At 73.3% G+C, this 21,073-nt stretch carries 19 protein-coding genes and 1 pseudogene; 12 read left to right on the top strand and 8 right to left on the bottom strand.

Going from position 1 to position 21,073, the window contains the following annotated elements; all coding sequences use genetic code 11:
* A pseudogene (locus ACTHMS_RS12660) lies at positions 1-247 on the top strand (nitroreductase family protein); the annotation flags it as partial.
* On the opposite strand, the gene ACTHMS_RS12665 reads toward ACTHMS_RS12660, so the two are convergent.
* Together ACTHMS_RS12665 and ACTHMS_RS12670 are read right to left on the bottom strand one after the other, a co-directional pair.
* Positions 237-1,787, bottom strand: coding sequence for a protein kinase domain-containing protein (locus ACTHMS_RS12665; RefSeq protein ID WP_440307026.1), 1,551 nt, complete (start codon positions 1,785-1,787; stop codon positions 237-239). The pseudogene ACTHMS_RS12660 and the gene ACTHMS_RS12665 sit on opposite strands and share 11 nt — an antisense overlap.
* 40 nt (positions 1,788-1,827) lie before the next feature.
* A complete protein-coding gene (locus tag ACTHMS_RS12670) occupies positions 1,828-2,082 on the bottom strand; it encodes a DUF6458 family protein (RefSeq protein WP_440307027.1) in 255 nt (84 codons plus the stop codon).
* 99 nt (positions 2,083-2,181) lie between these two features.
* Between ACTHMS_RS12670 and ACTHMS_RS12675 the strand changes: the two genes are divergently transcribed.
* The 3 genes from ACTHMS_RS12675 (at position 2,182) to glgX (ending at position 6,004) form a co-directional block, all read left to right on the top strand.
* Entirely contained in the window at positions 2,182-2,832 is a 651-nt protein-coding gene (locus ACTHMS_RS12675) for a glycerophosphodiester phosphodiesterase (RefSeq protein ID WP_440307028.1), read from the top strand.
* 56 nt (positions 2,833-2,888) lie between these two features.
* Positions 2,889-3,773 carry a phosphatase PAP2 family protein gene (locus tag ACTHMS_RS12680; protein WP_440307029.1) on the top strand — a complete coding sequence of 295 codons (885 nt, stop codon included), beginning with the start codon at positions 2,889-2,891 and terminating at the stop codon, positions 3,771-3,773.
* A gap of 98 nt (positions 3,774-3,871) precedes the next feature.
* Positions 3,872-6,004, top strand: coding sequence for a glycogen debranching protein GlgX (gene glgX / locus ACTHMS_RS12685; protein ID WP_440307030.1), 2,133 nt, complete (start codon positions 3,872-3,874; stop codon positions 6,002-6,004).
* A 228-nt stretch (positions 6,005-6,232) separates the two neighbouring features.
* Here glgX and ACTHMS_RS12690 read toward each other — a convergent pair whose 3' ends face one another.
* On the bottom strand, positions 6,233-7,870 hold the full coding sequence (locus ACTHMS_RS12690) for an HNH endonuclease signature motif containing protein (protein ID WP_440307031.1): 1,638 nt from the start codon (positions 7,868-7,870) through the stop codon (positions 6,233-6,235).
* Between the two features lie 198 nt (positions 7,871-8,068).
* Between ACTHMS_RS12690 and ACTHMS_RS12695 the strand changes: the two genes are divergently transcribed.
* Positions 8,069-8,623, top strand: a complete 555-nt coding sequence (locus ACTHMS_RS12695) for a hypothetical protein (RefSeq protein WP_440307032.1) — start codon at positions 8,069-8,071, stop codon at positions 8,621-8,623.
* Between the two features lie 43 nt (positions 8,624-8,666).
* The gene (locus ACTHMS_RS12700) at positions 8,667-9,017 is read left to right on the top strand and encodes a hypothetical protein (RefSeq protein WP_440307033.1); all 351 of its coding nucleotides are present in this window, start codon (positions 8,667-8,669) and stop codon (positions 9,015-9,017) included.
* A gap of 97 nt (positions 9,018-9,114) precedes the next feature.
* Here the strand turns inward: ACTHMS_RS12700 and ACTHMS_RS12705 are convergent, their stop codons facing one another.
* Positions 9,115-10,482, bottom strand: a complete 1,368-nt coding sequence (locus tag ACTHMS_RS12705; protein WP_440307034.1) for a YncE family protein — start codon at positions 10,480-10,482, stop codon at positions 9,115-9,117.
* A complete protein-coding gene (locus ACTHMS_RS12710) occupies positions 10,479-11,012 on the bottom strand; it encodes a SigE family RNA polymerase sigma factor (protein WP_440307035.1) in 534 nt (177 codons plus the stop codon). The genes ACTHMS_RS12705 and ACTHMS_RS12710 overlap by 4 nt, the downstream gene beginning before the upstream one ends.
* Positions 11,013-11,103: 91 nt before the next feature.
* Between ACTHMS_RS12710 and ACTHMS_RS12715 the strand changes: the two genes are divergently transcribed.
* Together ACTHMS_RS12715 and ACTHMS_RS12720 are read left to right on the top strand one after the other, a co-directional pair.
* Positions 11,104-12,747 (top strand): AMP-binding protein, encoded by a 1,644-nt coding sequence (locus ACTHMS_RS12715; protein ID WP_440307036.1) that lies wholly within the window; start codon positions 11,104-11,106, stop codon positions 12,745-12,747.
* The gene (locus ACTHMS_RS12720; protein ID WP_440307037.1) at positions 12,744-13,493 is read left to right on the top strand and encodes an MBL fold metallo-hydrolase; all 750 of its coding nucleotides are present in this window, start codon (positions 12,744-12,746) and stop codon (positions 13,491-13,493) included. The genes ACTHMS_RS12715 and ACTHMS_RS12720 overlap by 4 nt, the downstream gene beginning before the upstream one ends.
* A gap of 7 nt (positions 13,494-13,500) precedes the next feature.
* Here the strand turns inward: ACTHMS_RS12720 and ACTHMS_RS12725 are convergent, their stop codons facing one another.
* A complete protein-coding gene (locus ACTHMS_RS12725) occupies positions 13,501-14,397 on the bottom strand; it encodes a dioxygenase family protein (RefSeq protein WP_440307038.1) in 897 nt (298 codons plus the stop codon).
* A 139-nt stretch (positions 14,398-14,536) separates the two neighbouring features.
* Between ACTHMS_RS12725 and ACTHMS_RS12730 the strand changes: the two genes are divergently transcribed.
* Positions 14,537-15,205 (top strand): acetoacetate decarboxylase family protein, encoded by a 669-nt coding sequence (locus ACTHMS_RS12730; protein WP_440307039.1) that lies wholly within the window; start codon positions 14,537-14,539, stop codon positions 15,203-15,205.
* Between the two features lie 21 nt (positions 15,206-15,226).
* Here the strand turns inward: ACTHMS_RS12730 and ACTHMS_RS12735 are convergent, their stop codons facing one another.
* Complete coding sequence (locus ACTHMS_RS12735) at positions 15,227-17,446, bottom strand: molybdopterin-dependent oxidoreductase (protein WP_440307040.1); 2,220 nt, start codon at positions 17,444-17,446, stop codon at positions 15,227-15,229.
* Positions 17,447-17,491: 45 nt separating this feature from the next.
* Positions 17,492-17,902 carry a TIGR03668 family PPOX class F420-dependent oxidoreductase gene (locus ACTHMS_RS12740; protein WP_440307041.1) on the bottom strand — a complete coding sequence of 137 codons (411 nt, stop codon included), beginning with the start codon at positions 17,900-17,902 and terminating at the stop codon, positions 17,492-17,494.
* Between the two features lie 47 nt (positions 17,903-17,949).
* Between ACTHMS_RS12740 and ACTHMS_RS12745 the strand changes: the two genes are divergently transcribed.
* Genes ACTHMS_RS12745 through ACTHMS_RS12755 form a run of 3 tightly spaced genes read left to right on the top strand, consistent with a single transcriptional unit; the run spans position 17,950 to position 20,623 of the window.
* A complete protein-coding gene (locus ACTHMS_RS12745; protein ID WP_440307042.1) occupies positions 17,950-18,936 on the top strand; it encodes an LLM class F420-dependent oxidoreductase in 987 nt (328 codons plus the stop codon).
* Positions 18,933-19,868, top strand: a complete 936-nt coding sequence (locus ACTHMS_RS12750; RefSeq protein WP_440307043.1) for an ABC transporter ATP-binding protein — start codon at positions 18,933-18,935, stop codon at positions 19,866-19,868. Before ACTHMS_RS12745 ends, ACTHMS_RS12750 begins: the two co-directional genes overlap by 4 nt.
* Entirely contained in the window at positions 19,865-20,623 is a 759-nt protein-coding gene (locus ACTHMS_RS12755) for an ABC transporter permease (RefSeq protein ID WP_440307044.1), read from the top strand. The genes ACTHMS_RS12750 and ACTHMS_RS12755 overlap by 4 nt, the downstream gene beginning before the upstream one ends.
* Positions 20,624-21,073 lie beyond the last annotated feature (450 nt).

Consider the following 21,073-nt stretch of genomic DNA (forward strand, 5'->3'; position numbering starts at 1 on the left):
CTCCGAGTTCTCGCTCTACGACCTCGGCCAGGCCGTCGCCCATCTCGGCTTCCAGGCCGCCGCGCTCGGCCTGGCGATGCGCCAGTTCCGGGCCTTCGACCGCGACGGCCTCGCCGCCGAGTTCGCCGTCCCGCCGCACTGGCAGGTCACCACCCTGGCCGCCATCGGACGCGTCCCGCCCGGCACCGCGCCCGACGGCACCCGCGACCGCCGGGCCGACGTCCGCTGGCCGCCACTCAGCCGGTGACCGCGACCGCGGCGCTCGACGTCGCTGCGGGCGCGGGCGCCGGATCGGTGCCGGTCGTGCCATCCGTTGTCGTGCCGGTGGCCGGATCGCCCGCAGGCGTTGTCGTCGCGGCGCTCGTGGGCGGCGCATCGGTGGTGGTCGGCGCGCCGGGCGGCGCCGATGACGTGCTCGCGGTGACCGGCCCGGACGAACCGGTCGGACCGGTGGTCGCGGAGGTCACGGGCGCCGCACTGCTCGACCGCGTGCCCGTGCTGGGCGCCGTGCTCCCCGACCGGTGCCGGTTGGCGGGCGCGTGGCTCGTCGTCCCCGACCCTCCCTCGGACCGCGTCACCGCGGCCGGCTGCACCCCGCGTCCGCCCGTGCCACCGACGACACCCGACCGGTGGTGCGCCGGGACGACGGTCGACGACGATCCGCCGGGCGCCGGCGGCGTCGAGCCGGCCGACGCCAGCACGAACCCGACCGCCCCGAACGCCGCCACGATGCCCGCCGCGGCGAGCGGCAGGAGGCCGCGTCGCCGGCGACGATGCGACCCGTCGTGCGTGTCGCGCGACGCGACGACGGGCGGCCTCGGCGGCGGGAACGGGGCGACCGGCACGGCAGGGAGCTCGGCCGTCGTCGCGGCGGCCAGGGCTCCGGTGCCCGACGGCATCGCTCCGGTGGCCTCGAGCCCGGTCGGCGGCCGGCGCGTGCCCAGACTGCGCGCCACCTCGGCCGCCGTCGGCCGGTCGGCCGGGTCGAGCGCGGTCATCGCCGCGAGCAGAATCGGCCACGGCATCGGCAGGTCGCGCGGGATCTCGGGCTGCCGGGCGAGCCGCGCGACCGCCGCCTCGATCGCCGTGCCGTCATACACCCGCCGCCCGGTGAGCGCCTCGAGCAGCACGAGGCCGAGCGAGTACACGTCCGCCTCCGGTCCGACGGCCGACCCGCGCACCTGCTCGGGCGCGAGGTACGACGCGGTCCCGACGGTGAGCCCCTCGCGGGTGAGCTCGGCGCCGCCGACGAACCGGGCGATCCCGAAGTCCGACAACCGCGCCCGCAGGCCCGACTCGGGCAGGGACGCGTCGGTGCCGAGCAGGATGTTCGCGGGCTTCACGTCGCGGTGCACGACGCCCGAGTCGTGCACGTACGCCAGCGCGCTCGCGATCTGCACGCCCAGCTCGCGCACCCGCTCGACGTCCAGCGGGCCGCGGGCGAGCGCGGCGGCCAGCGTCTCGCCCTGCACCAGCTCCATGACGAGGTAGTCCGGCGCCGCCGGACCGCCGTCCTGCGCGCCGTCGACGGACGCGTCGAACAGGGTGACCAGGTTCGGGTGACTGAGCCGCACCAGTGCGCGCAGTTCGACGTCGCGGCGCTCACTGGTGCTGATGGTGTCGAGGCTGCTGCGGAACACCTTGACCGCCACGTCGCGTCCGAGACGCTCGTCGGTCGCGACGAAGACGTCGGCGACCCCGCCGGTGCCCAGGCGCTCGCGCTCGCGGTAGCGCGATGCGATCACCCACCCGGACGGGCGGGCGGCGGAATCGGCGGTGAGGGTCATGTCAGCGGTTCGCGGTGCGCGAGCGGGCGTGGCGCCCGACTCAGAGGGGCGACGAGTCGATCGGCTCGTTCGGGGTCACGTAGATCGTCTCGCGGGTGCCGGCCGGGGTGCGGGTGATGACCTGGCTCGTCCGGCGCTGGTTGGTCCACCAGGCGGTGAGCGCGACGCCGACGGCGCCGACGAACATCAGCACCCAGCCGGCCGTGTTGAAGTCGAAACCGCTCGGGTTCGACCTGACGGCGAAGGCCAGGATCGCCCCGAGTGCGAACAACGACAGGCTCGCTCCGACGCGCATGGCTCCTCCGTGACGGACATCCGGCGCACACCGGCCGATGTGCACAGAAGGGCTACCCGGCGTCCGGAGCTCGGTAACGGCGCTCGCTAGCGTGCCGACGTGCTCCTCGTCGCCCACCGCATGCCCACGGATGCCGCCGCCTGCCGCCGGCTGCGCGAGGCGGGCGCCGACCTGTTCGAGGTCGACCTGCAGTTCGACCGGCGCGGGCTGGTCGTCTCGCACTTCGCGCCGCTGCCGCACACCGGTGGCCGCGTGCGCTACGACGGCTGGCGGCTGCGGGTGGGCCGCGCGGACGGCCGCGAGCCGCTGCTCGCCCCCCAGCTGGCGCTGCTGCCGGATGGCGCCCGGCTGCTGCTCGACCCGAAGGAGAAGCTGCCCGAGCGGCGCGACCGCCTCGTCGACCTCGTCGTCGAGGCCTTCCCCGACCCGTCCCGGGCGATCGTGAGCACCGGCCGCCGGGCCGATCTCGACCGCCTGCGCGCCGCGGGGTTCGAGACCTGGCTCAGCATCGGCGAGCCCGGCCCCCTGGCCGCCGTGCTCGCCGCCCCGCCGGACGACTTCGCCGAGGCGGGCGTCACCGTGCGGCACAGCCTGCTCGACGCGTCCACCGTCACACTGCTGCACGAGCGCACCCCGACAGTAGTGGCGTGGACGGTCAACCGGACGGCGCGGGCTCGCCGGCTCGCGTCCGCCGGCGTCGACGGCATCACGACCGACCGCGCGGGCGTCATGCGCGCGCTGCGGACCTGAGCCCGGGCCGCGACACGATCGTCCCGTTCGTTCACCTGACGGCAAGATCGGTGGCCGTGGACGACTACTCTGGGCGGGTGACGGTGCAGCGACGACTGTGGACGCGGGTGCGTCACGGCGCCGCATTCCCCGCGCCGGCGCTGCGCTGGCCGCGCGAACTGCTCATCGTCGCCGTCATCTACATCAGCTACGAGGCCAGCCGGGGCGTCGCCGACAGCGACCCGGGTCCGGCCATGCGCACCGGCCGGTCGCTGCTCGACTGGGAGACCACCTGGCACCTCGACCCGGAACGCTGGCTCAACCACGTGATCCGGCACTCGACGTTCCTCGAGGTCGTCGCCGCGTACTTCTACTCGACGATGCACTACATCGTCACGCCCGCCGTGCTGCTCTGGATGTTCCTCAAGCACGCGCCCCACTACCGCATGGCCCGCACGACGCTCGCGCTGAGCACGGTGATCGGCCTGGTCGGCTTCTACTTCCTGCCGACCGCTCCCCCGCGACTGCTGGCGGGCAGCGGCTTCACCGACACCCTCGCCTCGGTCGCCGACTACGGCTGGTGGAGCAACCACGGCAGCGTCCCCCGCGGCCTTGGTGGGCTGTCGAACCAGTTCGCGGCGATGCCCTCGCTGCACGTCGGCTGGGCGCTCTGGTGCGGCATCGCCCTCTGGACGCACGCCCGCACCCCCGTCGTCCGCTGGCTCGGCGCCGCGTACCCGCTGCTCACCACCGTGGTCGTGCTCTCGACGGGCAACCACTACCTGCTCGACGTGCTCGCCGGCGCCGCCACGATGGGGCTCGCCGGCGCCATCGCCTGGGTGCTGCACCGCCGCGCGCCGTCGGCGCACCTCGCCGCCACGGGCCTGGCCGGCGGCGGCGCCGCACCGGCGGACGGCGCCCCGGCCACCGCGAGCGCCGCGCGCAGCCACTGCGCCGCCTGAGCGCCTGAGCGCCGGCGCCGAGTCGGGACCGACGTCCCGTTCCCGGCGGTTGCGTCACCTCGGTGTGAGGCCGCGACCCCGGTGGGCATGATGCGCAGGTGACATCTGCACCCGAGGTCTGGCCCGGCAACCCATATCCACTTGGCGCGACCTACGACGGGTCGGGCACCAACTTCGCCCTCTTCAGCGAGATCGCCGAGCGCGTCGAGCTCTGCCTCTTCGACGCCGACGGCACCGAGACCCGCGTCGAGCTGACCGAGATCGACGGCTTCGTCTGGCACGCCTTCCTGCCGCGGATCGAGCCCGGGCAGCGCTACGGCTACCGCGTCCACGGGCCCTACGACCCTGAGCACGGCCTGCGCTGCAACCCGAACAAGCTGCTGCTCGACCCCTACGGCAAGGCCATCGACGGCAAGATCGAGTGGGACGAGTCGGTCTTCGGCTACCACTGGGGCGACGAGCACTCGCGCAACGACGACGACTCGGCGGCGCACATGCCCAAGTGCGTCGTCATCAACCCCTACTTCGACTGGGGCACCGACCGCCCACCGAAGACGCCGTACGCCGACACCGTCATCTACGAGACGCACGTCAAGGGCATGACGATCAGTCACCCGGACGTGCCCGAGAACATCCGCGGCACCTACGCCGGGATGGCCCACCCGGCGGTGATCGACCACCTCAAGTCACTCGGCGTCACCGCGGTCGAGCTCATGCCGGTGCACCACTTCGCCAACGACTCGTTCCTGCAGGAGAAGGGGCTGTCGAACTACTGGGGCTACAACACGATCGGGTTCCTCGCGCCCGACCACAAGTACACGTCGAGCCCCCACCCCGGCGGCCAGGTCGCCGAGTTCAAGGCCATGGTGCGCGCCCTGCACGAGGCCGGCATGGAGGTGATCCTCGACGTCGTCTACAACCACACCGCCGAGGGCAACCACATGGGCCCGACGCTGAGCTTCCGCGGCATCGACAACCCCGCCTACTACCGCCTCGTCGACGGCGACCAGCAGTACTACATGGACTACACGGGCACCGGCAACACCTTCAACGTCGGCCACCCGCACACCCTGCAGCTGATCATGGACTCACTGCGCTACTGGGTCACCGAGATGCACGTCGACGGGTTCCGTTTCGACCTCGCCTCGACCCTTGCCCGCGAGTTCTACGACGTCGACCGCCTCGCCGCCTTCTTCGAACTCGTCCAGCAGGACCCGATCGTCTCGCAGGTCAAGCTCATCGCCGAGCCGTGGGACGTCGGCCCCGGCGGCTACCAGGTCGGCAACTTCCCGCCCCAGTGGACGGAGTGGAACGGCAAGTACCGCGACACCGTCCGCGACTTCTGGCGCGGCGAGCCCGCCACCATCGGCGAGTTCGCGGCCCGCATCACCGGCTCGGCGGACCTCTACGAGACGTCGGGACGCCGGCCGGTCGCGTCCATCAACTTCGTCACCGCGCACGACGGCTTCACCCTCAACGACCTGGTGTCGTACAACGAGAAGCACAACGAGGCCAACCAGGACGACAACAACGACGGCGAGAGCCACAACCGGTCGTGGAACTGCGGCGTCGAGGGCGCCACGGACGACCCGGCGATCCTCGAACTCCGGGCCCGGCAGCGGCGGAACTTCCTCACGACGATGTTCCTCTCGCAGGGCGTGCCGATGATCTGTCACGGTGACGAGCTCGGACGCACCCAGCAGGGCAACAACAACGGCTACTGCCAGGACAACGAGCTCACCTGGATCGACTGGGCCTCCGCCGATGCCGACCTCATCGCGTTCACCCGCCGGCTCGGCGAGCTGCGGCACGAGCACCCCATCTTCCGTCGCCGCCGCTTCTTCGACGGCCGTCCTGTCCGCCGCTCGGGCGGGCTGCCGGACATCGGCTGGTTCCAGCCGCTCGGCGAGGAGATGACCGACGAGGACTGGGGCTCGGGCTTCGGCCGCGCGATCGCCGTCTACCTCAACGGCGAGGGGCTGCGCGAGGTCGACAGCCGCGGCCAGCGGGTCACCGACGACTCGTTCTACCTCTGCTTCAACGCCGACCCGGACGCCATCGAGTTCACCCTGCCCGAGGCGTCCTTCGGGGAGCGGTGGGAACTCGTGATCGACACCGAGAACCCGACGCCCGTCGACACCGACGTGCTCCCGGCCGGCGGGGTGATCAAGGTGGGTGGACGCTCGGTCGTCGTGCTCCGCCGACTCGCCACCGCTCCCGCCACCGCCTGACCCACGCCGCCCGTCCGGCGCGGTGACCGTCGTGCGCCGCCGGGTCGCGGGGCTGTGAACGCGGCCCGGCGTGCGTCGGCGGCGCCCGTCCGCTGAAGCTCGTGCGGTGGGGGGGGGCCGTGCGGTGGGGGCCCGTGCGGTGCGGGTGCCGTGCGGTGGGGGTGCCGTGCGGTGGGGGTGCCGTGCGGTGGGGGTGCCGTGCGGTGCGGGTGCCGTGCGGTGCGTGCGTCAGGCGGCGATGGGGCCTGTCGTCCCACGCGGCCTGAGGCCCTGCGCCAGGATCGACACGGCGAAGTCGTGGTCGAGGCGCGTGCCGTCCCACCGGCTGGTCGCGGCGTCCGTGGCGAGGTGGTCGTAGGCCGCATCGCCCGGAGCGGCCTCGTCGCCGACCCGCAGCGGATCGGCCGGCGGTGCCAGCGGCAGTCCGTCCGAGCGGGCGAAGGTGAAGCGGCCGCTGCCGGTCGCCCCGATCACAAACTCGCCGTCGTGATGGGCATGGTGGTGCGCCACACAGAGCAGCACCAGGTTGTCGAGATCGCTGGGTCCGCCGTCGATCCAGTGCCGCACATGATGCGCCTCGAGCCCCGTCCGGCGACCGCAGCCCGGATGGGCGCAGCCCCCGTCGCGCAGCATCAGCGCCGCGAACTGCTTGTCGCTCACGAGTCGTAAGGTGCGGCCGAGGTCGAGCGGCGATCCGGCGCCGTCGACCGGCACGAGCCGCACCTTCGCCCGGCAGGCGAGCCGGCGCAGCACTCGAGGCGGCAGCCCCGGACCGTGCAGCAGGTGCGCGTAGACGCCCTGCATCACCGCGGCGAGTTGCTGACCCGGTGCCGGACGGCCGCGCCGGTCCTCATCGTCGCCGCGGACCTCGGCCGGCCGTCGGGCGGCGTCCGGCTGCGCTCCGGGCCGGCGCCCTCGGTCGCGTTCACGTTCCCGCCTCGCCGCCGCCGGAGCTGCCGCGTCGGTCTCGGCGTCAGCGGCGGTTTTGGTAGCGGTCTTGGTCTTGGTCCCGGCGTCGGCGCTGGCCTCGACCTTCGCGTCGGTGTCGGTGTTGTCGGTATCGGTGTCGGCCGTGTGGGTGTCCGCGCCGGCCGCCGGCTGGGAGGGCGCAGGGGCGTGCAGGTGGACGACGACGGCGGCGGCCTCGTCGCCGCGTAGCGACGGCAGGGCACCGTCGGCGGCGGCGACCACGGCGAGGGTGATCTCGGCGAGCCGCACGAGCGCCGTGGCCCGGTCGACCTCCTCGCGGCCGATCACCGCCGACAGTGCGGCATCGACGACAGCGCCGTGTTCCGGCGCGAGTTTCGCCGAGCACGACCAGCGCGCGTCCGCCTCCCAGCGCTGACGGAACAACTCGTCCGGCGCGTCAGGATCAGGGTGCTCGTTGTCGTCGACCGTGCGCAGCCCCCGCACCGCCGCCTCGAGTTGATCGATCGACCCGTGCTCGGCGGTCATCACGAGCGCCTCGATCAGCGACGGCTCCGCGATGTCGGCGACCCGGCTGATCGCCCGCACCTGCGAGAACGAGAGCCGCCCGGCGGCCATGCTCTCGGCCAGGACCGGGAACGCGACCAGCGCCTTCGCGACCCGGACGTGCTCGACGGCCGTCCGGCGCGCGAGGCCGCAGTGGTGCATCAGCCATCTGGCGGTCGACGGGAATCCCCAGACGTCGCAGCCCTCGGCCGCATCGAAGGCCGCGATCAGCTGCAGCCAACGGGCGGTCGCGGCCGACATCCGACCGGCGAGCCCGATGATCGACTCGCCGAGCGTGGTCACGTCCGCACGATGTTCGAGCACCTCCCGCGGTGATGGGGCGGTGATCACCGAGGGCATCCGGTGCACGTTCGGTTCGTCGAGAGCGTCCATGATCCGGACGCTAGGACGCACCTCCGACACTTTTCGATGCCCGGCCAAGGCCCCGAACCGCGGAGCGCCGGGAACGGTCCACGGTCCCGGGCACGTCCAGGAGATGTGGGAAGCACGGGACGGCGCAAGGGGCGCGCCAGACGGTCACGGACGGCGGCCGGCGGCTTGGCCGAAGCGGTTCGCGCGAGGGCGAGGCCCATGACGGTGATGCCTGTCGCGGCGGTGCTCGTCCTGGCCGGCTGCGCGTCGAGCGGCGCCGGGGTCACCGGATCCGCTGCGAGCAGGCCGCCGACGGTCGGGGCCGGGTCGACGGACGGGTCGGCGAAGGGCTCGACAGCCGGGACGGCAACGACGACCGGGACCGGGACCGGGACCGGGACCACGACCGCGACGGCGACGGCGACCACGACCGCGACGGCGACCGCGACCCCGACGAGCGGAGGTCCCGGCTTCGGCGGGGAGCCCACCGATCCGGCGGCCGGGCGCGCCGTCGTCCGGCTGCACGTGGGCGAGCGGCGGGCGCTGGCGGTGCCATCCGGGACGTGGGACGCGATGACCACCGGCAACAGCCACGTCGTGCGGGTCGACCAGCGCGGCGGATACCCCGGCACCGAGCCGCTGGCCGTGACGCTGACGGCCCTCGCGGCCGGCCGAACCACGCTCACCACCACCTCGGACGCCGCCTGCCTGCACGCGTCGCCGCGCTGCCTGCTGCCGCAGCGGGTGTGGAGCGTCGTGGTCGTCGTCGGCTGACGGGCTCACCGGCGTCGAACGTGCCGGTGGGTAGCCCGCCGGCATGGGGACGATCCTCGGCACGTGGAACCCCGTGCGCTGGCCGTGGGACGCCTACCCGGACGCCTATCGCGCGACGGCGGCCGGGCGCATCCACCGGCTGCAGTGGTCGGTGCACCGGCGACGGCACGGCGTCGCCCCCGGCGACCGCTTCTTCCTGCTGAAGCAGGGCGTCGAGCCGCGGGGCATCGTCGCGGCCGGGACGATCGTGGACGGTCCGGCCGACGGGGCGCACTGGAGCGGCCGGCCGGGCGCCACCACCCGCTACGTCACGGTCGACCTCGACACGGTGGTCGACATCGACGACGTGCTGCCGGTCGAGCAGCTGCGGGCACGACTGCCGCGCACGCATTAGGCGCCACAGGGCGGCGGCACCTCCGTCCACCCCGCCGAGGAGGGGTTGCTCGAAGCGGTCTGGACGGCGCACCTGCAATGACCGACGCCGGGCACCGTCACGGTCGACAGGCGGCCGGCGCGGTGAGGCGCACCAGCAGGCCGTCGGGACGGACGTCGTCGGTGTAGTAGCCGAACAGTCGCTGCCCGCCGACGACGAGGCCGCTGATGTTCGCCGCGCTCTCCCGCGGCGCGGGCATCGGCTCGGACTCACGCACCACGCCGGTCAGCGGGTCGGCGCACGCGACGGCGTCCGTGCCCGAGACCCAGACGACCCCCGAGCCGCGCACCGCGCTGGTGACGAATCCACCGCCCGCGGCGACGGCCGGTACGCCCGCACGGGTCGGATCGCCGCCCGGCGCAAAGACGAGGGCGAGCTCGTGGCCGCTGCCGGTCTGCAACCACAGGCCGCCGGACGAGGCCGCGAGCGCCTGGGCGCCCCCGTCGGGGTTCACGGTCGCGGGCGGGTCGACGACCGTGTCGGACGCGGGATCGAGGACGACGAGCGTCCCGACGCCGGCCGCCGAGCCGGTGACGTACAGCCGCTGGTCGTCCGGGCTCACCGCGATCCCTTCGATCGACGCGATCCCGTGCACCGTGAGCCGACGGACCACACGGTTTGTCGTCATGTCGACCACGGCGACGGTGCGCTGCGAGGCGACGTAGATCCGCCCGCCGCTCGCATCAGCCGATGCGACGATCGATGCGCTCGGGCGCGCGGCCGACCGGTCGAGCACGGTGAGCGAGGAGATGGCGGCGAGGTCGCTGGCCGACCAGCGGTCGAGTTCCGCCCCACCCTCCGGGTCGTCGACCACGACGGTCAGCACACCGTGCGCGACCGATGCCCACGACGTCGTGCCGGCGAGGTAGGCGTGGCGGGCCAGGACGGCGCCGAAGGTCGGATCGAGGCGCAGCAACTGCGAGCCGTCCCGGACGTAGACCGACGAGGCGTCGGCCGCGAGGGGCGCCGCATCGCCGAACGGACCGCCGACGGTCACGGCGTCCCAGGGGCCCACCTTCTGGCCGGACGGCACGGTGGACGAGGCCGGCGCGGACGACGTCGCCCTCGACGTCGGCAGTGACCTCGGCGCCGAGGACGGCACGGAGGACGACGGCGGCCGGGGCGCCGACGACACCGGCGCGGCGGGGCCGTCGGCGTTGGGCGAACGCTCCGAGACGACCAGGGCAGCGAGCGCGACCAGCAGCGCGATGCACGCGGCGGAGGCCAGCAGGAGCGTGCGCGACGGCCGCGCTGTGCGCGCCATCAAGGGCGGCCGTTCGTCGACGGCACGAAGCCCGTCGGTGCCGGCCGGGCCGGCAGCGGCGGCCCGCACCCGAGCCGCGATGTCGTCGACGGCGATCGATCGCGGCGGCTCGGGCGTGGCCGCCTGCAGCAGCGCGGCGAGCGCACGGTCGTCGAGGGTCATACCGCACCCCTGTCGTTGCGGAGGGCTTCCAGGTCGGGGCTGCGCCGCAGCGCGTCCAGGGCCCGGCTGTTGTGTTGCTTGACGGCCCCGACCGAGCAGCCGAGCACCTCGGCGGCGGCGGCCTCGGAGAGGTCGAGGAAGTGCCGCAGCACGACGGTCGCGCGTTGCTGCGGCGGCAGGTCGGCGAGCACGGACGCGAGCGACCGCCGCAGGTCGACGTCGGCGAAGGCGTCCGGCCGGTCGACCGCGTCGACGGTCTCGGTCGACAGCTCGCCGGTCCAGCGGCGGCGCCGCCACCGCAGGAAGGTGCGCACCATGACCTGGCGGACGTAGGCCTCGGGCGCGTCCGGCCGGGTGAGCGTCGACCAGTGCGTCCACGCGACGACCAGGGCCGACTGCACGAGGTCCTCGGCGGCGTACCAGTCACCGGTCAGCAACCAAGCGGCTCGCAGCAGCGAGCGCGAATGTCCCTCGACGAAGCGTCGGAACCCCGGAGGTTCGTCGACAGCGCCGGCCCCAACGATCACCACGCGGCTCCTCCCTGTCGACGAGTAGAGCACTCGGGGACGACGAAAGGTTGACGTGCTGGATCGCGGCGACGAGAGGTAGCAAGCTGGCGCCATGCTCATCACGTCGTACTCCAGTGGCACCTCGACGAAGCCCCTGCTCGGCGAGACGATCGACGCGAACCTGCGACGGGCCGTGGCGACCTGGCCCGACCGCGAGGCCGTCGTCGACCGCGCGAGCGGCACCCGGCTCACCTACAGCCGGCTCGACGCCGCCGTCGACGCCGTCGCCCGCGGACTGCTCGCCCGGGGCGTGGCGAAGGGCGACCGCGTCGGCATCTGGGCGCCGAACTGCGTCGAGTGGTTCTTGGTGCAGTACGCCACCGCGCGAATCGGCGCGATCCTGGTGAACATCAACCCCGCCTACCGCACGCACGAGCTCGCCTACGTGCTGAAGCAGGCCGGCGTGAGCACCTTGGTCGCCGCGCTCGCGCTGAAGACCAGCGACTACCGCGCGATGATCGACGAGGTGCGCCTCGAGACGCCCGCATTGCGCGACGTCGTCTACATCGGCAACCCGACCTGGGACGCGCTGCTCGCCGACGGCGAGCGCGTCGCCTCGACCGACGTCGAGCAGCGGTCGGCACAGCTCGCCTTCGACGACCCGATCAACATCCAGTACACGTCCGGGACGACGGGGTTCCCCAAGGGCGCGACGCTGAGCCACCACAACATCCTCAACAACGGCTACTTCGTCGGCGAGGGCATGCACTACACGCACGAGGACCGCATCTGCGTGCCGGTGCCGTTCTACCACTGCTTCGGCATGGTGATGGGCAACCTCGCGTCCACCAGCCACGGCGCGTGCGTCGTGATCCCGGCGCCGACGTTCGACCCGGCCGCGACGCTGCAGGCCGTGCAGGACGAACGCTGCACCTCGCTCTACGGCGTGCCGACGATGTTCATCGCCGAACTCGCCCTGCCGAACTTCGCGACCTACGACCTGTCCAGCCTGCGCACCGGCACGATGGCCGGCTCGCCCTGCCCGGTCGAGGTGATGAAGCGGGTGATCACCGAGATGCACATGGACGAGGTGACGATCTGCTACGGCATGACCGAGACCTCGCCCGTCTCGACCCAGACGGCCGCCGACGACTCCCTCGACCACCGCACCGCCACCGTCGGGCGGGTGCACCCGCACGTCGCGGTGAAGGTGGTCGACCCGGAGACCGACCTGCCCGTGCCGGTCGGCACACCCGGCGAGCTCTGCACGCGCGGCTACTCAGTGATGATCGGGTACTGGGACGAGCCGGAGAAGACGGCCGAGGTGCTCAAGCAGGGCTGGATGCACACCGGCGACCTCGCGACGATGGACGCGGACGGGTACCTCAACATCGTGGGCCGGATCAAGGACATGGTCATCCGCGGCGGCGAGAACGTCTACCCGCGCGAGATCGAGGAGTTCCTGTACTCGCACCCCGACATCGTCGACGCGCAGGTGATCGGCGTGCCCGACGCCAGGTACGGCGAGGAGCTCATGGCCTGGGTGCGGCTGCGCGACGGCGCCCCGACGCTCACCGCCGAGGCGTTGCGCGAGTTCTGCACCGGCAAGCTGGCGCACTACAAGATCCCGCGGTACGTGCGGGTCGTCGACGAGTTCCCGATGACGGTCACGGGCAAGATCCGCAAGGTGCAGATGCGGGCCGAGTCGATCGACCTGCTCGGCCTGCACGACGTGGCCGGCACGAAGACGGCATGAACGCCCGGCCGCCCGTCGTCACCCGGGTGGCCGACGGCGTGCACGCCGTCGCCGGCTCGGACGTCAACTGGCTCATGCTCGTCGACGGTGAGGACGTGACACTCCTCGACACCGGCTACCCGGGCGACCGGACGAACGTGCCGGCCGCCCTGCAACGCATCGGCCGGCGGGTCGAGGACGTCCGGGCGATCCTGCTGACCCATGCGCACGTCGACCACCTCGGCAACGTCGCGGCGGTGGCCGGCCGCAGCGGCGCGACGGTGTACGCGCACCCGGCCGAGCTGGCGCAGGTGCGCGGCGAGGTGCAGCACCAGGTGAGCCCGCTGGCCATCGCCCGGCAGGCGTGGCGGCCGGGGGTGCTGCCGTGGGCGCTGCGGGCCGCCCGCAACGGCGGCCTGACCCACCCGAGCTGGCCGACCCCGGTGCCGCTGCCGGTCGACGGCACCGCCCTCGACGTGCCGGGCGGCCCGGTACCCGTGCCGACCCCCGGTCACACGCCCGGCAGCTGCTGCTTCCTGCTGCCCGAGGTGGGGGTCGTCGCCACCGGTGACAGCCTCATCACCGGGCATCCCACCAGCGGACGCGAGGGGCCGCAGCTGATCGGGGCGATGTTCCAGGACGACTCCGGCGAGGCGGCGGCGTCCCTCGACGCGCTGCAGGGCCTGTCGGCCGACATCCTCGTGCCCGGGCACGGCCCGGTGTACCGCGGCGCGATCGCCGGCGCCGTCGCGCTGGCGCGCGGCTGACGTCGGGTCAGGCCGCCTCGAACGACCGCCGCGACAGGCCCCACATGTAGCCCTCGATGGCGGTGGTGACGGCATGCTCGGCCGACGCGGCGCCGAGGGTCACGAAGATCGGCGTGAAGTGCTCAACCGTCGGGTGGGCGTAGCGAAGGCCCGGCGAGCGGGTGCGGAAGTTCGCCAGCTCGTCGACGTCGCCGCGCTTGAGTGCGTCCTCGGCCCACAGGTCGAACTCGACCGACCAGTCCGGCGGCTGCTGCAGGTGTTCCGGGCGGACGAACGGCAGGCCGTGGGTCATGAAGCCCGAGCCGATCACGAGCACGCCGGCCTCGCGCAGCGGCCGCAGCCGCTCACCCAGGCCGAGCAGCGTCGTGGTGTCGTGCGTCGGCAGCGACAGCTGCAGCACCGGGATGTCAGCCTGCGGGTACATGACCTTCAGCGGGACCCAGGCGCCGTGGTCGAGGCCGCGGTTGCGGTGCTCGTGCACGGCCAGCGTCTCGGGCAGCACCCCGAGCAGCTCGCGCGCCAGCCCCTCGGCGGGCGGGGTGTCGTAGCGCATGCCGTAGTACAGCGGCGCGAAGCCGCCGAAGTCGTAGACCAGCTCGGTCGGGCGGGTGCTGGTGATGCCGAGCGAGTCGGACTCCCAGTGCGCCGAGACGATCAGGATCGCGCGCGGTCGCGGCAGGCGGCGAGCCCACTCGTGCAGCTCGCGCATCCACGCGGCGTCCTCGAAGGTGGGCGGGGCGCCGTGGCTGATGTAGAGCGCGGGCAGCGGCCCGTCGGCCGGCGTCCACGCACGGTGCGGCGCGCGGGCCTCGATCTCGGCAACCCTCAACAGGTGTTGCGCGAACGGGTGCGAGGCGGGCATCAGGGCGTCCGCCGCGGCGGTGGTGCTGATCGGGCCGGTCATCGTCCACTCCGGTTGGTTGAGCTCTCAATCACTACGGTACGCGCCCGGTGTGCCGCCCGCAACCATCGCTCGCCCGTCCCCGGGCCTCGTGTCACGATGGCCGCGTCGCCCACCGATCCGAGCTCAGCGAGGCCACGCCATGACCATCGACCTGCGCGCCGTGCCGGGGGTCGCCGAGACCGACCTGTCCGAGTCGCTGTTCGCGTCGTTGCCCGCAGGCGCCCCGCCGGCGCCGTGGGACTGCACCTGCGAGGCGATCCTCTGGCTAACCCACGCCGACGGGTCCGCCGCCCGCGCACAGACCGCGGTACCCGGCCGCAACCTCGTGGTGATCGGCGGCTTCGTCCGCTACCTCGACACGCCGGTCGGCCCGTACAACGAGGTGCTCGGGACGGTCGGGGTGCTGCAGGACCGCTCGGTGACCGCGACCGTGCCGTTCATGGCCGTCGACTCGCGCGACAGCCTCGTGGGCGGTCGCCAGAACTGGTCGCTGCCGAAGACGCTGGCCACCTTCACCGGCGCACCGCTGGACGCGCGGATGAGCGCGAGCGGCGACGGGTGGGCGGTGTCGGCGAGCGCCCGGGCCGTCGGACCGAACCTGCCGACCCGGCTCAGCGGACGCCTGGCCCAGGACTGGCCCGACGGCGTGCTGCGCGACGCCGCGCTGCGCGGCAAGGGACGCGTGCGCCCGGCCCTGGTCACCGTCGGTGTCGAGTCCGACGGTGCCCTGCCGAGCTGGCTGCGTCCGGGGCGGCATCTGGGTGTGATCGTGCGCAGCGCGACGTTCACGCTCGGCCGCCCGCACTGACGAGCGCGCTGACGACCGCGGTCAGGCCGGGGCGGCGACCTCGTCACCCACGACCGGCGCGGGCACGTCGACCCGTTCGATGCGCACCGGCACCCCGTTGAGATGGGTCATGCCCGAGAGTCGCTCGAGGGTCTCGGGCGCGCCGGGCGTGATCGCGTTGACGTTCGCGCCGCCGGCCGCGTTGGCGACGGTCCAGCCGCCGCCCTCGTGACCCCAGCCGTGCGGCACCGAGACCACGCCGGGCGCGAGGTCGTCGGTCAGCTCGGCCGGCAGCTCGATCGCGCCGGTCGCCGAGACGACGCGCACGACGTCACCGTCGGCGATGCCGGCCGCGTCCGCGTCCGCACGGTTGAGCTGCGCGCGCTGGCGCCTGGTGGCGTCGCGGTGCTTGGGCGTGTTGTGCATCCACGAGTTGTGCGAGCGCACCTCACGGCGTCCGATCATGAGCAGCCCGTCGTCGGGCGGCGGGGACGCGAGCAGGTCGGCGAGTTCGGCGGTGATGCGCGGGTCGTCGAGATGCACCCGCTTGTCGCGGTGCGTGAGCCGCCTGCGCAGCACGCCGGTCTCGACCGTGTCGGCGAGCACGACCCCGTGCGGCTTCGCGCGCAGCGCGGCCAGTGACAGCCCGCCGCGGCGCAGCCCGAACCGGTCGCCGTCGCGGCCGGCCCGCAACAGGGCGTCGATCGCGCGCTGCGGGGTGACCCGCCGGGCCAGCGGCGCGGCGGCCCGGGTGAGCGCACGGCCGAGCAGCCCGTCACCGGCGAGGAACCGCGCCGCCCCGGACAGCGGCGCGAACCCGAGCTCGCGGGCCAGCGCCTCGATGATTTGCCAGTCCGGCCTGGCCTCGCCGCGCGGCGGCACGACGGCCTCGGTCCACTGGACGAAGGGCGTCAGCTGGATCTCCTGCAGCGGCAGCGGCAGGTCGTCGCGCTCGTAGAACGTGGCCGCGGGCAGCAGGTAGTCGGCGTGCTTGTGCGTCTCGTTGACGTAGAGGTCGATGCCGACCTGCAGCTCGAGGTGCGGCAGGGCGGCCTCGAGCTCGCGCGACCCGGGCACCGACAGCACCGGGTTGCCGGCCGAGACGATGAGCGCCCGCAGCTGCCCCGGGCCCGGGGTCGTGATCTCGGGCGCCATGAGCGGCGCGGGCAGCTGGCCGATCACCTCGGGCAGGCCGCCGACGCGCGAGCGGTAGGTGTCGTAGGTGGCGATGCCGCCGCGGTGAGCCAGCGCGCTGAAGTCGATCGGCGGGCGAGCGAAGACGCTGCCGCCGGGCCGGTCGAGGTTGCCGGTGACGACGTTCAACGCGTCGAGCAGCACGTTCACCAGCGTCGGGCGCGTGCCGAGGCAGGCGCCGGTGCGCCCGTAGGCGGTGGCCGACGGCGCCCCCGCGAAGGCGCGCGCGAGCTCGACGATCCGCTCGGCCGGCACGCCGCAGCGGGCGGCGGCGGTCTCGGGCGGGCAGGTCAGCGCGAGCGCGCGCAGCCCGTCGATCCCGCGCGTCTGCCGGGCGATCGCCGCCTCGTCGGTCAGCCCCTCGGCGAAGAGGACGTGCAGCATCCCGAGCAGCAGCCATGCGTCGGCGTCCGGGCGCACCGCGACGTGCTCGAAGGCGCGCGCGGTCTCGGTGCGCCGCGGGTCGACGACCACGACCCGTCCCCCGCGCTGGACGATGCCGGTGAGCTTCTCGCGCAGGTTGCCGGCCGCGACGATGCTGCCGCGCGACACCAGCGGGTTGGCGCCGACCATGAGCAGGAAGTCGGTGCGCAGCAGGTCGGGCAGCGGGAAGATCGTCGGGCTGCCGTAGAGCAGCGCCGAGGCGACGAAGCGGCTCGACGTGTCCTGGGTGTTGGCCGTGTAGAGATGCCGCGAGCCGAGCCCGCGCACGAACGCGGCCGACCAGATCGCGTGCGAGTGGCTGAACGCGGACGGGTTGCCGGCATACCAGCCGATGGATGCGCCGCCGTGGCGGGCGCGGATGTCGCGCAGCCGCTCGCCGATCTCGCGCAGCGCGGTCTCCCACGTGATGCGCTCGAACGTGCCGTCGGGGCGGCGGCGCTGGGGGTGCAGCAGCCGGTCGGGGTCGTTCTGCACGTGCACGAACTCGATGCCCTTCGGGCACGAGAAGCCGCGGGTCACCGGGTGGTCCTTATCCGGACGCAGCCCGATCAGCTTCCCATCCTCGACGGTGGCAATGAGCCCGCAGGTCGGCTCGCAGATGCGGCAGTAGGTGGCACGCTCCATCGGGCGAGTCTCCTGCCCTGTTGACAGCCGGTCAACACGACGGCGTCAGGTGGCTGCCCAGCCCGACCAGCGGGACACGGCGATCGCCAGCACCGGGCCCAGCGGCCGGTTCCGTGCGTACTCGTCGTAGCGGGCGACCAGGAGCTCGATCGCCGCCTCGGCCTTGCTCTCCTTCAGCACCCGGGCCCGTCCGTCGGCCCGGGCCCACCACAGCTGCGACCAGTCCTCGGCGTACTCGTCGACGAGCAGCGAGACCTCGGGCTGGGTCGCGACGTCGTCGAGCCGCAGCAGCGCCCGGGTCGACTTGGGCTTGTGGTCGACGGCCGAGTAGACGGTGTCACCCTCGACGGCGAAGACGATCGGGACGACACGCGGCGCCCCGGCACGCACCGTCGCCAGCCGGGCCACCCGCCCGCCCGCGAACCGCTCGCGTGCCTCGTCCCCGGTGAGTCGCACGGCGTCAGCCTAGGCGTTCGGCGCCGTCGCCCCGATACGGTGGGGGCATGCGTTTCGGGATGTTCGTGCCGCAGGGCTGGCGGATGGACCTCGCCGGCATCGACCCCGCCGACCACTGGTCGACGATGCACCGCGTCGCCGCCGACGCCGAGGACGGGCCGTGGGAGTCGATCTGGGTCTACGACCACTTCCACACCGTGCCGGTGCCGACCGAGGACGCGACCCACGAGGCCTGGACGCTGATGGCCGCGCTGGCCGCGTCCACCAGCCGGGTGCGGCTCGGCCAGATGTGCACCTGCATGGCCTACCGCAATCCCGCGTACCTCGCGAAGGTGGCGGCGACGGTCGACGTGATCAGCGGCGGCCGTGTCGAGATGGGCATCGGCGCCGGCTGGTACGAGCACGAGTGGCGGGCCTACGGCTACGGCTTCCCCTCGGCCGGCGAGCGGATCGCGATGCTGGACGAGGGGGTGCAGATCTTCCGGCAGGCCTGGACGCAGGGCACCGCCACGCTGGCCGGCAAGCACTACCAGGTCGACGGCGCGATCGTCCGGCCGCTGCCGCTGCAGCGCGGCGGCATCCCGCTCTGGGTCGCCGGCGGCGGCGAGCGCAAGACCCTGCGGATCGCCGCGCAGCACGCGCAGTACACGAACTTCGACGGCACGCCCGAGGTGTTCCGGCGCAAGTCCGAGATCCTCGCCGAGCACTGCCGCGAGGTGGGCACCGACTTCGACGCGATCACCCGGTCGGCGAACTACAACATCATCATCGCCGAGACCGAGGCCGCCGCGGACGCCAAGCTCGAGTGGGCGCTGCAGCACTACGAGCGGTACGCACCGGCCGGGCTGGCGCGGGTGACCGAGCAGCTACAGACCGCGCTGAAGGGCACGCCCGAGCAGATCGCCGAGGTGCTGGGCGAGCACGGGCGCAACGGCGTGGCGTACGCGATCGGCTACTTCGTCGACGCGGCCTACGACCCGAGCGGCTACCGGCTCTTCGCCGAGCAGGTGATCCCGGCCCTGCAGGCGTCATGACGGCCGCCGGGGTCGTGCAGCCGGTGACCGGCGACGACGGTCGCATCGTCGTCGACGGCCTCACCAAGGTGTTCCGCGGCGGCGTGCGCGCCGTCGACAGTCTGAGCTTCACCGTCGAGCCCGGCACGGTCACCGGCTTCCTCGGGCCCAACGGCGCCGGGAAGACCACGACCCTGCGCATGCTGCTCGGCCTGGTGCGCCCGACCGGCGGCACCGCCACCATCGGCGGTCGCCCGTACGCGCGCATCCCCCATCCGTTGACCGTCGTCGGGGCGGCACTCGAGTCGTCGAGCTTCCATCCGGCGCGCACCGCCCGCAACCACCTGCGCATCCAGTGCACCGTCGCCGGCATCCCCGACCGACGGGCCGACGAACTGCTCGGGCAGGTCGGCCTGGCCGACGCCGCGCGGCGCAAGGTGCGCGGCTACAGCCTCGGCATGCGGCAGCGGCTCGCACTCGCCGCCGCGCTCGTCGGCGACCCGCGGGTACTGATCCTGGACGAGCCGGCCAACGGCCTCGACCCGGACGGCATCCGCTGGCTGCGCGGATTCCTGCGTCACCTCGCCGACCAGGGACGCACCGTGCTGGTCTCGTCCCACCTGCTGAACGAGGTGCAGGAGTTCGCCGACCGCGTCGTCATCCTCAACCGCGGGCGGCTCGTGCGCAGCGGGTCGATCGCCGAGCTCAGCGCCGGCCACGACAGCGTCATCGTCCGCACCCCCGACCCGGCCCGGATGGTCGAGGCGCTCCGCACGAGGCTGGGCGCGCCGCCGCTCGAGCGGTTGCCGGACGGCGCGCTCAGGGTCAGCGGGCGCGAACTGGCCGACGTCGGCCACGCGGCCTTCGCCGCCGGCGTCGAGCTGCACGAGCTGTCGGCGCAGCGCTTCGACCTCGAGGACCTCTTCGTCTCCCTCACGGCAGGTGAGCGATGATCCGCCTCGTCCGGGCCGAATTCCTGAAGTTCCGAAGCACCCAGGTGTGGTTCTGGCTGCTGCTCGCGGCGCTCGGCGTCGCCGCCCTCGGCGTGATCGGCTCGCTCGCGCCGAGCAACTCCGACATCCGCACCCCGGACGACGTCGCCCAGATGTTCGCCATCTCCGGCTTCGCCTACATCGTCGTCTTCGTCCTCGGCGTCCTCGGCGTCACGACCGAGTTCCGCTACCAGACGATCACGCAGACCGTGCTGGCCACGCCGTCGCGGTGGGCGATCGTCACGGCCAAGCTCATCACCTACGCGGTGCTCGGCGCCCTGTACGCGATCGCCTGCCTGCTGGTGCAGCTCGCCATCGCGCTGCCGTGGCTCTCGGCGAAGGGGGTCGACTGGACGCTCACCGGCCACCACGTGCCACGCACCCTGCTGAGCGTCTTCGCCGTCGTCGCACTGTTCGGCATCGTCGGCCTCGGCATCGGCGCGCTGCTGCGCAACCAGATCGTGGCCGTCTCGGTCGGCGTCGTCTTCTTCCTCGTGCTCGAGAACCTCATCGTCGCGATCCCGGGCGTCAAGCACATCTACCCGTACCTGCCCGGCGGCGCGGCGCGGGCACTGCTGATCATCAAGGCGTCCGACCGGCACATCAACGGCATCACACTGTTCGGCCCGCTCGGCGGCGTGATCGTGCTGCTGCTCTGGGCCTTCGTCCCGGCCCTGCTCGGCGCCCGCCTGACCCTGACCCGCGACATCACCTGACCAGACGCAGGTGGCTGCCCGCCTGCTGTGGCACCAGGTGCTGTGCGGGCGGGGTGCGTGTGGCGACGCTGCGGGGTCCCGCGCGGCGCGTCACCCCGCAGGGTTGCCACACAGCGTCGCCACACACCGCCGCCACCGGGCCGGCCGCGCACTCGAGGCACGACCGACCCGCAACACGCGCTGATCAACAGACGCGCTCGACCAGATTCGACAGCGCAAAGCTGTTGATCAACAGGTTCGGCGACCTCGGTAGCCCGGGAGGCGGCGGGGACGCGTGTGGCGACGCGGGTGGTGACGCGGCGGGCACGCGGGTGGCGACGCGGCGGGGACGCGTGTGGGGGGGGGGGGGGGGGGGGGGAGCGGGGGACGGCACCCCCCCCGACCACCCCCCCCCCGACCCCCCCCCCCCCCACACCAACCACCCCCCCACCACCCCCCCCCCGCCGCCAC

The sequence above is a fragment of the Jatrophihabitans sp. genome, from assembly GCF_051960575.1.
Taxonomy (GTDB): Bacteria; Actinomycetota; Actinomycetes; order Mycobacteriales; family Jatrophihabitantaceae; genus JBQCEE01.

What these genes read in the sequence shown, in the direction of transcription:
- ACTHMS_RS12665 (WP_440307026.1), bottom strand. Translation starts at nt 1,787, where the DNA reads ATGACCCTCACCGCCGATTCCGCCGCCCGCCCGTCCGGGTGGGTGATC.
- ACTHMS_RS12670 (WP_440307027.1), bottom strand. Translation starts at nt 2,082, where the DNA reads ATGCGCGTCGGAGCGAGCCTGTCGTTGTTCGCACTCGGGGCGATCCTG.
- ACTHMS_RS12690 (WP_440307031.1), bottom strand. Translation starts at nt 7,870, where the DNA reads ATGGACGCTCTCGACGAACCGAACGTGCACCGGATGCCCTCGGTGATC.
- ACTHMS_RS12695 (WP_440307032.1), top strand. Translation starts at nt 8,069, where the DNA reads ATGACGGTGATGCCTGTCGCGGCGGTGCTCGTCCTGGCCGGCTGCGCG.
- ACTHMS_RS12700 (WP_440307033.1), top strand. Translation starts at nt 8,667, where the DNA reads ATGGGGACGATCCTCGGCACGTGGAACCCCGTGCGCTGGCCGTGGGAC.
- ACTHMS_RS12705 (WP_440307034.1), bottom strand. Translation starts at nt 10,482, where the DNA reads ATGACCCTCGACGACCGTGCGCTCGCCGCGCTGCTGCAGGCGGCCACG.
- ACTHMS_RS12715 (WP_440307036.1), top strand. Translation starts at nt 11,104, where the DNA reads ATGCTCATCACGTCGTACTCCAGTGGCACCTCGACGAAGCCCCTGCTC.
- ACTHMS_RS12720 (WP_440307037.1), top strand. Translation starts at nt 12,744, where the DNA reads ATGAACGCCCGGCCGCCCGTCGTCACCCGGGTGGCCGACGGCGTGCAC.
- ACTHMS_RS12725 (WP_440307038.1), bottom strand. Translation starts at nt 14,397, where the DNA reads ATGACCGGCCCGATCAGCACCACCGCCGCGGCGGACGCCCTGATGCCC.
- ACTHMS_RS12730 (WP_440307039.1), top strand. Translation starts at nt 14,537, where the DNA reads ATGACCATCGACCTGCGCGCCGTGCCGGGGGTCGCCGAGACCGACCTG.
- ACTHMS_RS12735 (WP_440307040.1), bottom strand. Translation starts at nt 17,446, where the DNA reads ATGGAGCGTGCCACCTACTGCCGCATCTGCGAGCCGACCTGCGGGCTC.
- ACTHMS_RS12745 (WP_440307042.1), top strand. Translation starts at nt 17,950, where the DNA reads ATGCGTTTCGGGATGTTCGTGCCGCAGGGCTGGCGGATGGACCTCGCC.
- ACTHMS_RS12750 (WP_440307043.1), top strand. Translation starts at nt 18,933, where the DNA reads ATGACGGCCGCCGGGGTCGTGCAGCCGGTGACCGGCGACGACGGTCGC.
- ACTHMS_RS12755 (WP_440307044.1), top strand. Translation starts at nt 19,865, where the DNA reads ATGATCCGCCTCGTCCGGGCCGAATTCCTGAAGTTCCGAAGCACCCAG.